The organism is Variovorax sp. 10N412 (assembly GCF_056394985.1).
In genome coordinates this window covers 135,879-148,235 of the sequence record NZ_JBFTIO010000009.1, presented here as the reverse complement: position 1 = coordinate 148,235, position 12,357 = coordinate 135,879, and the positions used below count along the sequence as shown (strand labels likewise).

The 12,357-nt window shown below is 70.0% G+C and carries 8 protein-coding genes; 5 read left to right on the top strand and 3 right to left on the bottom strand.

Going from position 1 to position 12,357, the window contains the following annotated elements; all coding sequences use genetic code 11:
- Positions 1-135: 135 nt before the first annotated feature.
- Both lolD and AC1DJH_RS21430 read right to left on the bottom strand, forming a co-directional pair.
- Positions 136-813, bottom strand: coding sequence for a lipoprotein-releasing ABC transporter ATP-binding protein LolD (gene lolD / locus AC1DJH_RS21435; protein WP_472117027.1), 678 nt, complete (start codon positions 811-813; stop codon positions 136-138).
- Positions 806-2,062 (bottom strand): lipoprotein-releasing ABC transporter permease subunit, encoded by a 1,257-nt coding sequence (locus AC1DJH_RS21430; RefSeq protein ID WP_478187074.1) that lies wholly within the window; start codon positions 2,060-2,062, stop codon positions 806-808. The genes lolD and AC1DJH_RS21430 overlap by 8 nt, the downstream gene beginning before the upstream one ends.
- Before the next feature lie 55 nt (positions 2,063-2,117).
- Here AC1DJH_RS21430 and AC1DJH_RS21425 point away from each other — a divergent pair, with 55 nt between their 5' ends.
- Positions 2,118-3,083 (top strand): hypothetical protein, encoded by a 966-nt coding sequence (locus AC1DJH_RS21425; RefSeq protein ID WP_478187073.1) that lies wholly within the window; start codon positions 2,118-2,120, stop codon positions 3,081-3,083.
- Positions 3,080-4,801: a single-stranded-DNA-specific exonuclease RecJ gene (gene recJ, locus AC1DJH_RS21420; protein WP_478187072.1), complete on the top strand. Its 1,722-nt coding sequence runs from the start codon at positions 3,080-3,082 to the stop codon at positions 4,799-4,801. The genes AC1DJH_RS21425 and recJ overlap by 4 nt, the downstream gene beginning before the upstream one ends.
- Before the next feature lie 73 nt (positions 4,802-4,874).
- Here the strand turns inward: recJ and AC1DJH_RS21415 are convergent, their stop codons facing one another.
- Positions 4,875-5,414: a DUF1003 domain-containing protein gene (locus AC1DJH_RS21415; RefSeq protein ID WP_472117038.1), complete on the bottom strand. Its 540-nt coding sequence runs from the start codon at positions 5,412-5,414 to the stop codon at positions 4,875-4,877.
- 189 nt (positions 5,415-5,603) lie between these two features.
- On the opposite strand from AC1DJH_RS21415, the gene AC1DJH_RS21410 reads away from it, so the two are divergent.
- From AC1DJH_RS21410 to AC1DJH_RS21400, 3 genes are all read left to right on the top strand, one after another.
- Complete coding sequence (locus AC1DJH_RS21410; RefSeq protein ID WP_478187071.1) at positions 5,604-6,587, top strand: SDR family oxidoreductase; 984 nt, start codon at positions 5,604-5,606, stop codon at positions 6,585-6,587.
- 144 nt (positions 6,588-6,731) lie between these two features.
- Complete coding sequence (locus AC1DJH_RS21405) at positions 6,732-7,898, top strand: GGDEF domain-containing protein (protein WP_478187070.1); 1,167 nt, start codon at positions 6,732-6,734, stop codon at positions 7,896-7,898.
- 264 nt (positions 7,899-8,162) lie between these two features.
- Positions 8,163-12,356 (top strand): WGR and DUF4132 domain-containing protein, encoded by a 4,194-nt coding sequence (locus AC1DJH_RS21400; RefSeq protein ID WP_478187069.1) that lies wholly within the window; start codon positions 8,163-8,165, stop codon positions 12,354-12,356.
- Position 12,357: the final 1 nt, after the last annotated feature.

The following is a 12,357-nucleotide window of genomic DNA, read 5'->3' as shown; positions in this document are numbered from 1 at the left end:
GTCTTGGTTTGGCTCCTTCCCCCTCTGGGGGAAGGTTGGGATGGGGGCACGCGCGGCCTCGAAGGCTGCATGGCGTTGAAGGCCGCGGGCCCCCACCCCGGCCCTCCCCCAGCGGGGGAGGGAGAAAAACCTCGATCAGCCGGCCAGGCGCCCGGCCACCAGCTGCAGCACCCGATCGCACCGCTTCGCCAGGTCCTGGTCGTGCGTGACCATCACGAACGCCGTGCCATGCCGCCTTGCCAGGTCCAGCATCAGTTCGAACACGTTGTCCGCCGTGCTGCGGTCGAGGTTGCCCGTCGGTTCGTCGGCCAGCACGCAGGCCGGCTGAGTGACCAGTGCGCGCGCAATCGCCACGCGCTGGCGCTCGCCGCCCGACAGCTCGGCCGGCCGGTGGTGCAGCCGCTCGCCCAGCCCCACGCTCTGGAGAATCTTCGTGGCCGCCTGCGCCGCCGTGGCAGGCTCCACGCGCCGGATCTTCAGCGGCATCGCCACGTTGTCCAGCGCGCTGAACTCGGGCAGCAGATGATGGAACTGGTAGACGAAGCCCAGGTGCTGGTTGCGCAAGCGCCCCTGCTCCGCCGCGTCCGCATGCGCGATGTCCTTGCCGAGCAGCTCGACCTTGCCCGCCGTGGGCGCGTCGAGTCCGCCCATCAGGTGGAGCAACGTGCTCTTTCCCGAACCCGATGCGCCGACGATGGCCAGCGTTTCGCCTGCGTGCACGTCGAGGTCGACGCCGTGCAGCACGGTCAGGTCGAGCCGGCCCTCGTGGAAGCGCTTGGTCAGTCCACGGGCCTTCAGAACAACTTCACTCATAGCGCAGGGCCTCGGCCGGGTTCACGCGGCTGGCGCGCCAGCTCGGGTACAGCGTGGCGACGAAGGCCAGCACCAGGGAAATGATCGCGATGGGCAGGATGTCGCTTTGCTGCGGATCGCTCGGCATCTTGCTGATCAGGTAGATGTCCTTCGGCAGGAAACTCGCGTGGAACAGCTGCTCCAGGAAGGGCACGATCACGTCGATGTTGTAGGCGATGCCCAGCCCCAGCAGCAGCCCGGCCAGCGTGCCGATCACGCCCACCATCGCGCCCTGCACCACGAAGATGGCCATGATGCTGCGCGGCGAGCTGCCCAGCGTGCGCAGGATGGCGATGTCGGCGCGCTTGTCGGTCACGGTCATCACCAGCGTGGAGACCAGGTTGAACGCCGCCACCGCCACGATGAGCGTGAGGATGATGAACATCATGCGTTTCTCGACCTGCACGGCCGCGAACCATGTCTTGTTCTGGCGCGTCCAGTCGCGGATGAGGAACTCGCCCGGCAGGCTCACGGCCAGCTGGTCGGCCACGTCGCGCGCCTCGTTCAGGTCCTTCAGCTTCAGGCGGATGCCGGTGGGGCCTTCGAGGCGGAACACCTTGGCGGCGTCCTGCTCGTGCACCATGGCCAGCGCCGAGTCGTACTCGTAGTGGCCCGAGTCGAAGGTGCCGACCACGGTGAACTGCTTCAGCCGCGGCACCACGCCGGCCGGCGTGACCTGTCCGCCCGGCGCCACCAGCGTGACCTGGTCGCCCGGCTGCACGAACAGCGAGCGCGCCAGCTCGGCGCCCAGCACGATGCCAAACTCGCCCGGCACCAGCTTGTCGAAGGTGCCCCTCGACGCAATGCCGTTGATGTCGGTCACCTCGGGTTCGAGCTTGGGGTCGATGCCGCGCACGATGGTGCCCTTCATGTCCTCGCCGCGCGCAATGAGCGCCTGCGTGCTGATGAAGGGCGCCGCGCCGACCACCTCGGTGTTCTTGCGCGCCGCGGCCATGATCTGGTCGAGGCTTTGCAGCGCCTGGCCGTCGCGCGAGAAGATCTCGATGTGCGACACCACCCCGAGCATGCGGTCGCGCACCTCTTTCTGGAAGCCGTTCATCACACTGAGCACAATGATCAGCGCCGCCACGCCCAGGGCGATGCCAAGCATCGAGACACCGGAGATGAAGGAGATGAAGCCGTTGCGCCGCGTCGCCCGGCCTGCGCGCGTGTAGCGCCAGCCGAGCTGCAGTTCATAGGGAAATCGCATAGGGTCGGAATTGTGGCATTCCGGATGACCTCAGGGCTTCCCGGACAATAGGGAGATGGCCGAAACCCTCCCACGTCATTTGTTGATCCCTTTCGCCGGCCGCGGTTCCCCGGCTTGCCGCGCGGCACTGCCCACGTTGCGGCTGCCCAACCTCGAAACCCTGCTGCTGCGACTGACCCTCGCCGACACCGACACCCAGGACGACAGCACGCGCTCGCCGCCGCACGAACGCGCGCTGGCGCGGGCGCTCGGCATTCAGGCGGCCGACGGCTGCATCCCCTGGGCCGCCTTCGAGGCGCGGCAACTCGGCATCGCCACGCCGGACGACACCGAAGGCTGGGGCCTCGTCACGCTGTGCAACTGGCAGGTCGGCATCGACGACGTGGCGCTGGGCGACCCGTCCGCCATCGAGATCGACGCGGCCGAATCGGCGGCGCTGCTGGCCGTGGCGCGCCCCTTCTTCGAGGAAGACGGCATTGCGCTGCACGCGTCTCCCGTGCCCGGCCGCTGGCTGGCGCGCGCGCGCATCTTCGACGGACTGGCCACCGCCTCCATCGACCGCGCGGTGGGCTACCCGATCTCGCAGTGGTCGCCGCTGGCCGACGCCGCGCGCTCGCTGCGCCGGCTGCAGAACGAAATGCAGATGCTGCTGTACACCGAGCGCGTGAACGACGACCGCGCCGCGCGCGGCGTGCCGCCCATCAACTCGTTCTGGCTCAGCGGCACCGGCGCGCTGAAAGAAACGCCGTCGCCGACCGGCCCCGCGCCCGAGGTGAGCGACGCGCTGCGCGTGGCCTCGCTGCGCGACGACGGCGCCGGCTGGGCACAAGCGTGGCAGGCGCTGGACGCCGGCCCCGTTGCCACGCTGCTGGCCGACTACACGCGCGGCGCCGACGTGGCGCTCACGCTGTGCGGCGACCGGGCCGCGCAGCGCTACACCGTGCAGCCGCGCGGCCTGGCGCGCTGGGCCAGGAGCCTTTTCGACCGCAAACGCGCGTCGGTCGTGCTGGACTCGCTATGAAAATCATAGCTAGAGAAATCCCGCCGCGCACGGTCTGGGCACTGGAGCAGGCGGGCGTGCACCCCCTGCTGGCGCGCCTGTTCGCGGCACGCGGCGTGCGCGCCAAGGACGAGCTCGACGACGGCCTCGCGCGCCTGCTGCCGCCCGACACCTTGCGCGGCACGCAGGCCGCCGCCGTGCTGCTGGCCGACGCCATCGCGCAGGACAAGCGCCTGTGCATCGTGGCCGACTACGACTGCGACGGCGCCACCGCCTGCGCGGTCGGCGTGCGCGGCCTGCGCCTGCTGGGCGCCAGGCACGTGAGCTACCTCGTGCCCGACCGCGTGGTCGACGGCTACGGCCTCACGCCGCCCATTGCCGAACGCGTGGCCGACAGCGGCGCCGACATGCTCATCACCGTGGACAACGGCATTGCCAGCGTCGACGGCGTGGCCGCCGCCAAGGCGCGCGGCCTGCAGGTGCTGGTGACCGACCACCACCTGCCCGGCCCCGAGCTGCCCGTGGCCGATGTGCTGGTCAACCCCAACCAGCCGGGCTGCGACTTCGGAAGCAAGAGCATCGCCGGCGTCGGCGTGATGTTCTATGTGCTGCTCGCATTGCGCTCCGAGCTGCGCAAGCGCGGCGTGTTCGACGTGGCCACGCAACCGAAGCTCGATGCGCTGCTGCCGCTGGTGGCTTTGGGAACGGTCGCGGACGTGGTGAAGCTCGACGCCAACAACCGCCGCCTGGTGGCGCAGGGCCTGCGCCGCATCCGCGCGGGCTCGATGCCGGCCGGCGTGGCCGCGCTCTTCAAGGCCGCGGGCCGCACGGCGTCCGCCGCCACCACCTTCGACTTCGGCTTTGCCCTGGGCCCGCGCATCAACGCGGCCGGCCGGCTGGCCGACATGACGCTGGGCATCGAATGCCTGCTGACCGACGACGCGGGCCGCGCCGAAGAGCTGGCGCGCATGCTCGACGGCATCAACCGCGAGCGGCGCGACATCGAAGGCGGCATGCGCGACCAGGCGCTGCTGCTGGCCGAGTCGCTGTTCGCCGCGGATGGTGAAGGCATCGAAGCCCCGCCGCCGGCCATCAGCGTGTTCGACGCCAACTTCCACGAAGGCGTGGTCGGCATCGTGGCCTCGCGCATCAAGGACCGTTTTCACCGCCCCACCTTCGTCTTTGCCGCGAGCGGTGCGCCGGGCAAGGAGCACGAGCTCAAGGGATCGGGCCGGTCGATTCCGGGCTTTCACCTGCGCGACGCGCTCGACCTGGTGGCCAAGCGCCACCCGGGCGTGCTGCTGCGCTTCGGCGGCCACGCGATGGCCGCGGGCTGCACGGTGGCGCGCGAGCACTTCAAGACCTTCGAGCAGGGCCTGGCGCAGGTGGCGGGCGAATGGCTGGCGGCCTCGGCGCTCACGCGTCAGCTGGAGACCGACGGGCCGATCGCGCGCGAGTACATGCGCATCGACCTGGTCGACACGCTGCACAAGGAGGTGTGGGGCCAGGGCTTCGCGCCGCCGACCTTCAGCGAAGAGGTGGAAGTGGTGTCGCAGCGCCTGGTGGGCGAGAAGCACCTGTCGCTCAAGCTCAGGCACCAAGGGCAGCCGATCGACGCGATCTGGTTCAGCCACACCGAGCCCCTGCCGCCCAAGGTGATGCTGGCGTTCCGGCTCGATGCCGACGAGTGGCAGGGCGTGCGGCGGCTGCGCTTCCTGGTCGAAGGCGCGGAGTTCTAGTTCCGGTTGCAGCGCGCAAAGCGGCGCATGGGGCGCATGGGGCGCAAGGGGCGCAAGGGGCGCAAGGGGCGCTTCAGGCGCCCTTGCCGTGCGCAGCCTCGGCGGACACGATCTGGTGCAGCACCTTGCCCGGGTCGGTGCGTTCGGTCAGCGCCTTCACCTCGTCGTCGGCCTCGGGCGGCAGTTCCATCTTCTCGGCCATGCGGGTCACCAGCCGCAGCATGGCGGTCATCTCGCGCTCGTTCAGCAGGTTGATCTGAAGGTCCAGGTGGTGGCGGCGCTCGTTCTCCTCGTCGGACATTTTCTGGCTGATGAGGATCATGATGGCCAGCACGATGGCCTCGATCGACACCAGGAACAGCAGGAAGGTGAAGGGGTACGGGTCGATCTTCCACACCCACTGGTTCAGCACGATCCACAGCGCGAAGAAACCCAGGTTCCACCACAGGAAGGCCACGGTGCCGCAGAAGCGCGACATGCGCGCCACCAGCTTGTAGAGCGCGGGCTTCGAGCGGCGGTTGCCCTCCTCCAGGCAGAGGATGGCTTCGATGTTGCGGTGGGTCAGCTCACCGATCGACGGATTCTTCTGCGGCTGTTGCTGGGGCGTTGGCATGGCAGCGTGTTTATCGCCCGCCGGCCGCCGCGCCACGCGTAGGTTGGCGTCGGCACTGCTTGAAAGAGGGTCGGCAATCAGGCCGGGTCGGCGGGCCGGGGGTGGCGGGCGCGTTTTGGCGGCGGACTCCTACGGCCGCGCCGGGCGCACGCGTTCTACCGTGGTCATTTACCACAGGAGATGCCGTCCATGAAGTCAGCCAGCACCACCGCCCGCGCCGCGCAGCGCACACAGGACGCGCGGGACAGCGCCAAGCCTGCGGCCACGAAAAAGACAGAGAAGAAAGCGAAGAAGGCAGCGGTGCAGGCCGGCCCCCGGCCGCAACCCGCCACGCCGTTGCCGACCCAGCACCTGGACAAGCCCGGCCACGAAGCCGGCATGGCGATGCGGCCGCGCTTCGAAGCGCCGGACTACAAGGGCAGCGGCAAGCTCAAGGGCATGACCGCGCTGATCACCGGCGGCGACTCCGGCATCGGGCGCGCGGTGGCGGTGCTCTACGCACGCGAAGGCGCGGACGTGGCCATCGTCTACCTCGACGAAGACACCGACGCACAGGAGACCCGGCGCCATGTGGAAGCCGAAGGCGCGCGCTGCCTGCTCGTCAAGGGCGACGTGCGCAAGCCGGCGTTCTGCGACAAGGCGGTCGGCAAGACCGTCAAGACCTTCGGCAAGCTCGACATCCTCGTCAACAACGCCGCCTTCCAGTTGCACGCGGCGTCCATCGAGGACATCACCGACGAGCGCTTCGACCTCACGCTGCGAACCAACGTGTTCGGCTACTTCCAGATGGCGCGCGCCGCGGTGCCGCACCTGCGCAAGGGCGGCTCGATCATCAACACCGGCTCGGTCACCGGGCTGGAAGGCAGCGCGCAGTTGCTGGACTACTCGACCACCAAGGGCGCCATCCACGCCTTCACCAAGGCGCTGGCCAGCAACCTGCTGGACAAGGGCATCCGTGTGAACGCGGTGGCGCCGGGGCCGGTGTGGACCCCGCTGAACCCCGCCGACAAGGCGCCCGAGGACGTGAAGAACTTCGGCAAGGCCACCGACATGAAGCGGCCGGCCCAGCCCGAGGAACTGTCGCCGGCCTACGTGTTCCTTGCGGCGCCGAGTTGCGCCAGCTACATCACCGGCATCGTGCTGCCGGTGACGGGCAGCGTGGGTGCGGCCTGAGGGTTTCTGAGACGCAGCGCATAGGCGGTGGGCGCTTCGGGCATACGATCGGAGACCTCGTCTTTGATCAGTGCCCGTGCCTCGACTTACCCGGATGCCGCCCAGCCCCTGCCCCCGCTTTCCCTCCACCCAGGACCGTCGCTCATGACCGACGGTGCGAGCCATGGCCTGCTGGCGGGCCTGATGGTCTGCGGCCTCGTGCTGCTGCTGGTGTTCGGCACGTTCATCCATGTGTGGTACGTGCTGGCCTGCGGCTTCGCGCTGGCCGCCTTTGCCGGATGGAACAGCCTGTCGCCTCACGATGCATTCGCGCACTGGCCGGCCGCGGCACTGGTGCTGTGGGCCGCGTGCCGGCTGCAGTTCGCGCGGCAGCTGCTGCGCATGCGGCATTTCGCGCCGCGCCTGGACAAGGCCGCGCTGGTGCTGCTGGCCGCGCTCGCCGTCACCCTGCTCTTTGCCGCGCTCGACACCCGGCTGGGCTGGACGCTGCGCGCGCTGCAGGGGCTGGTGGTGGCCTCCACCGTGCTGCTCGCGGTGGGTGCGCTGCTGGCGCGGCGCGCGTTGCCCTGGACGGTGGCGTTGTTCTGCGCGGGTGCCGTGCTGCTGCTGGCCGGCATCTCGGCCACGCCGCTGCCGGCCTGGGCCGAACAGCCATGGACGGCCCTGCGCATGAACACCGCGCAGGCCGCCGTGATCGCCGAACTCGCGTTGCTGGCGCTGGCGCTGGCCGCGCGCATCCGCCAGGTGTTGCGCGCCGAGAAGGCGCTGGAACAACGCACGCAGGCCCTGATGGGCGCCATGGGCACCGACGCGCTCACCGGCGCCACCAGCCGCGCCGGCCTGGAAAGCCGCGGCACGGAATGGCTGCGCGAAGGCCGTCCCTTCTCGCTGATGATGGTCGACCTGAACGGCTTCAAGCGCGTGAACGAACGCCACGGCCGCGCGGGCGGCGACGCGGTGCTGGCCGCCATCGCGCAACGCCTGCGCCAGCAGGTGCGCGCCGACGACATGGTGGCCCGCCTGGGCGACGACGAGTTCGCGATCCTGCTGGCCGGCAACCCGGCGCGGCAGAAACTCGCGGAGATGGCGATCCGCATCGAGACCGCGGGCGCCACGCCGGTGGCCTTCGAAGGCCGGCTGCTCGCGGGCGGCGAGCTCAGCATGGGCATCGCATGCCACCCTGCGGACGGCGACACGCTGGCGCGCCTGCTCGAATCGGCCGATCGCGCACTGCGCCATTGCAAGCGGCAGCGCATGGGGCCGTCCTATGCGTTCGCCGGGGAAAATTCGGGAAGCGCGGCACAGGGCTGACAGCAATTGCGCGCGAGGCCTGCCAGCGGCGCGTCCGGCTTTCGAACCTTCTTCTTACCTCGCGCACCGCGAGGCACAGTGCATGATTCAGGCATGAGATTCCATGCTTTCGCACTGCCTGTTTTTTCAGCACCACCGACGGCACCGCCTTCGCGTGGCTGACAGGTCCGGCCTGTCAGGGCCTTCTCATTCATCCGCCCCACATCCAGCGCTGCGCGCATCGCGCGCGGGCGCTCCATGCCATCACAGGAGGACGTTTTTTCCATGCGCCGTTTTGAACTGATCGAAGGAACCGCCAGCAAATTCTGGGAAGTGGAGCAGTCGGACACCGACCTCAACATCCGCTGGGGCCGCATCGGCACCGCGGGCCAGAGCCAGACCAAGTCGTTCGCCGACGCCACCAAGGCCGCCACCGCGCTGACCAAGCTGGTGGCCGAGAAGACGGGCAAGGGCTACAGCGAAGTGGGCGTGGCGGCGGGTGCGGCCATCGGCAAGACCGAGGCGAAGGCCGAGACAAAGGCCGAGACGAAGCCCGAGACCAAGCCGAAGGCCGAGGCGGCACCGGAAAAGGCCACGGCCGCATCGGCCGCGAAGGCCGCGCCGGCAAGCGACACCGCAGCGGCGGACGCGCCCGCCGAAGGCATCGACAGCCAGGCCGACCGCGTGTTCGAAAGCGTGCGCTCGCAGATCGAAGAGGGCACGCTCACCCGCAAGGACACGCTCTCGCCCGCCAGCCTCAAGCGCCAGCACGGCGTGAGCGAACAAGGCGCCGCGCTCGCCTTCAAGCGGCTGCAGTCCGCGGGTCTGCTGGAGGGCTGGGGCACCAGTTGCTCGCCACCCAAGGACGCGCAGGCCATCGCGAAGGAACTGGGCACCTCGGCCTCGACCACGCAGGCCGCGGCTTCGTCCGCACCGGCCTCGGAAGCCGCCGTCAGCGCCGACACACCGCCCTGGCTCGCCGCCGGCACGCCCGTGCGGCTGTCGCCCGAGATGCTGCGCGAAGCCTTCCCCTCGCGCCGGTTTCCGCCCAAGCCCCTGGAGCCGCCGGTGAGCGTGGGCGCGGCCTGGCTGCCGGTGCGCCGCAAGCTCGAGCTCCACGTGAACATGACCGGCACCGACGCGGTGCTGCGCGACGCCACGCAGCGCATGATCGAGCGCAGCACGCAGCCCATTCCCGCGGCCGATGCCGAGGCCGACACCGTGCTTCTGGCGCTGGCGCTGAGCAGCGGCAACCACGGCAACAGCCAGATGGGCGCGGAGCTGGTGCCCTACCTGGCGGCGCAGTACGGCCTGCCCGGCGCGGTCGACATCCTGCTGGCCGCGCAACAGATCGAGGTGCAGTCCGACTACGACCGGGCGGCCAAGAAGCACCACTACAGCTTCAGCGCCAGCGTCTCCAAGCAGATGGGCAGCGCCTACTACGGCCCCTTGGGTGAAGGCGAGCAGGCCTTCCGCGCGCAGCTGGCGCTGGCCGCGCCCGAGGTCTGGCAGGACTGCCGCGACCGCATCGAGGCCGGCCTGCCCCGCGTGCACCCGAGCCGCCAGCCCGCGTTGGCGATGCTGCTGCCCGATGCGCCCGAAATTTCCAACGCGCTGGTGCATGTGCTCGCGGCCGCGAAGCCCGCGCCCGAGACGATGCACTGGCTGCAGCTGACCGCCACCGACCCCGACGCCGTCGCGCTGGCCGCCAAGGTGCGGCTGAGCTATTCGAGCGGCTTCTGGGGCAGCGGCCCCATGACCAGCACGCTGGCGCAGGAGCGGGGCGTCGATGCGGTTCCTGTGCTGGAGCGCGGCGCGGCCACCGACGACGCGGGCGACGCGCTCGCCTGCATCGGCACGCCCGATGCGGTGCTGGCGCTGGCCCGCGTGGCGAGCACGTCGAAGGGCGCGCTGGCACGCCTGGCGCTGTCGGTCGACCGCTGGCCGATGGCGGCGATTCCCGCGCTGTCGCGGCTGGTCGCGTCGGGCGGCAAGGACGCGAACCTCGTCAAGCCCAGCCTCACGCGGCTGCTGCGCGCGCACGGCGCGGCCCTGCCCGCGCTGCGGCCCTGGCTCGACGCGGGCGCACAGGCCGTGATCGACCAGCAACTGGCGCTGCTGGCCGGCCCCACCGAGGTGGCCGAGGCGAGCGAGCTGCCCGGCGTGCTGGTGGCGCCGCCGTGGCTGGCCAAGGTGCAGAAGAAAGCGGCCGGCGCGCTCGCGCTGGAACCCTTGGCATCGACGCCGGTGGAGCAATGGCAGGAAGGCGAACGCGAGAAGGCGCTGCGCATCAACTCCTGGCAAATGAACCGCCATGCATCGGCGCGCCAGGACCTGTCGGTGCTGATGGACGAACTGGGTTTCGACAAGTCGAAGCAGAAGACGATCGGCCCGCTGGGCAAGCTGGCGGCCGAGGCCGTGAAGGCCGGCGACGCCGACGCGCTCATCACCCACTGGCGCGCGATGGTGGCCGAGCGCAAGAAGGAGCGCTATTACTGGTTTCGCTTCGACTCGGCCTATGCCGCGCTGCTGCCGGCCGCCGTCGGCGTGCCGTTCTGGAATGCCGTGGCCGGCGAGGCCGAGAGCGACGACATCGGGCTCATCCTGGCCACCCACGGCCTGGCCGTGCTGCCGGGCCTGGTGGCCATGGTGCGCACCAAGCCTACCGAGAACCTCTCGTATGCGCTGAACTACGGCGCGGCCGAACTGGCCATGCCCGCAGCACGCGCCTTCGCCAAGCTGAAGACGCTGCGCGCCGAAGGCCGCGCCTGGCTGCTGAAGTACCCCGAGCACACCGCCTGCGGCCTGATTGCACCCGCGCTCGGCAAGGCCGGCGAGGCGCGCGACTGCGCCGGCTCCGCGCTGCGCCTGCTGCAGGCCAACGGCCACGAGGCGCTGCTGCTTGAGGTGGCCGGCCGCTACGGCAAGCCCGAAGTGGTGGAGGCATTGCGCGCCGTGCTCGACGAAAGCCCGCTCGACCGCTTCCCCACCAAGCGCGCCAAGCTGCCCGAGTTCTGGCAGCCGCGCGGCTGGCGCCGGCCCGCGCTGAAGAACGGCAAGGCCCTGCCCGACGACGCACTCGACAACCTCGGCCAGATGCTGACCTTCCCGACCAACGAAGAGGTCTACGGCGGCATCGCCGTGGTCAGGGAAGCCTGCGACGCCGTCTCGCTGGCCGAGTTCGCCTGGGACGCCTTCACCGCCTGGCTCGAAGCCGGCGGCCCGAGCAAGGAAGGCTGGGCGCTCACCATGCTGGGCCAGTTCGGCAACGACGACACCGCGCGCAAGCTCACGCCCTTCATTCGCGCGTGGCCCGGCGAGGCGGCGCATGCGCGCGCCGTGACCGGGCTGGACGTGCTGGCCACCATCGGCAGCGACGTGGCGCTGATGCTTCTCAACGGCATTGCGCAGAAGGTCAAGTTCAAGGGCCTGCAGGACAAGGCGCGCGAGAAGATCGACGCCATTGCCGAAGCGCGCGGCCTGAGCACCGAAGAGCTCGAAGACCGGCTCGCGCCCGACCTCGGCCTGGACGAGCAGGGCACGATGCGGCTGGACTTCGGCCCGCGCGCGTTCAAGGTGGGCTTCGACGAAACGCTCAAGCCGTATGTGCGCGAGACCACCGACGGTGTGGACGGCGCCCGCCTGCCCGACCTGCCCAAGCCCAAGAAGACCGACGACGCCGAGCTGAGCAAGGAGGCCGTCGAGCGCTTCAAGCTGCTGAAGAAGGACGCACGCACCATCGCCAGCCAGCAGCTGCTGCGCCTGGAGGTGGCGATGTGCGCGCGCCGGCGCTGGACGCCCGAGGTGTTTCGCATGTTCCTGGTCGAGCATCCGCTGGTGCGCCACATCGTGCAGCGGCTGATCTGGGGCGTGTATGCGGTGGAAGGCGACGCCAACTACGGCGGCACGCTGCAGGCGTGCTTCCGCGTGGCGGAGGACGGCAGCTACACCACGGCCGAGGACGACGCGTTCGAGTTGCCGGAACCGGGCCACGGCTCGAACATCCGCATCGGCGTGCCGCATGCGCTGGACCTGCCGGCCGCCGACGCCGCGGCCTTCGGCCAGGTGTTCGCCGACTACGAGCTGCTGCAGCCCTTCGCGCAGATCGGCCGCGACGTGTACACGCTGACCGACGAAGAGAAGAAGAGCCTGAAGCTGGAGCGCTGGAAGGACGTCAAGGTGCCCACGGGCCGCGTGCTGGGGCTGGCCAACAAAGGCTGGCGCCGCGGCCAGGCGCAGGACGCGGGCTGCATCTGGTACTTCAGCAAGCCGCTGGGCACGAGCCGCGTGATCGAGCTCAGCCTGGACCCCGGCATCATCGTCGGCATGGTGGACGAGTACCCCGAGCAGACGCTGGGCCAGGTGCAGGTCGGCAAGCCCTCGGGCTGGGGCGACATGCAGGATGCGGAAACGCTGAACCAGCTCGACCCGATTTCCGCGAGCGAACTGATCCGCGACATGGAAGGCCTGCGGGCCTGAA

Bases quoted from the DNA above. Each gene is read 5' to 3' on its own strand.
- AC1DJH_RS21430 (WP_478187074.1), bottom strand. From the start codon at position 2,062: ATGCGATTTCCCTATGAACTGCAGCTCGGCTGGCGCTACACGCGCGCA.
- AC1DJH_RS21405 (WP_478187070.1), top strand. From the start codon at position 6,732: ATGACCGACGGTGCGAGCCATGGCCTGCTGGCGGGCCTGATGGTCTGC.
- AC1DJH_RS21425 (WP_478187073.1), top strand. From the start codon at position 2,118: ATGGCCGAAACCCTCCCACGTCATTTGTTGATCCCTTTCGCCGGCCGC.
- AC1DJH_RS21415 (WP_472117038.1), bottom strand. From the start codon at position 5,414: ATGCCAACGCCCCAGCAACAGCCGCAGAAGAATCCGTCGATCGGTGAG.
- AC1DJH_RS21400 (WP_478187069.1), top strand. From the start codon at position 8,163: ATGCGCCGTTTTGAACTGATCGAAGGAACCGCCAGCAAATTCTGGGAA.
- AC1DJH_RS21410 (WP_478187071.1), top strand. From the start codon at position 5,604: ATGAAGTCAGCCAGCACCACCGCCCGCGCCGCGCAGCGCACACAGGAC.
- recJ (WP_478187072.1), top strand. From the start codon at position 3,080: ATGAAAATCATAGCTAGAGAAATCCCGCCGCGCACGGTCTGGGCACTG.
- lolD (WP_472117027.1), bottom strand. From the start codon at position 813: ATGAGTGAAGTTGTTCTGAAGGCCCGTGGACTGACCAAGCGCTTCCAC.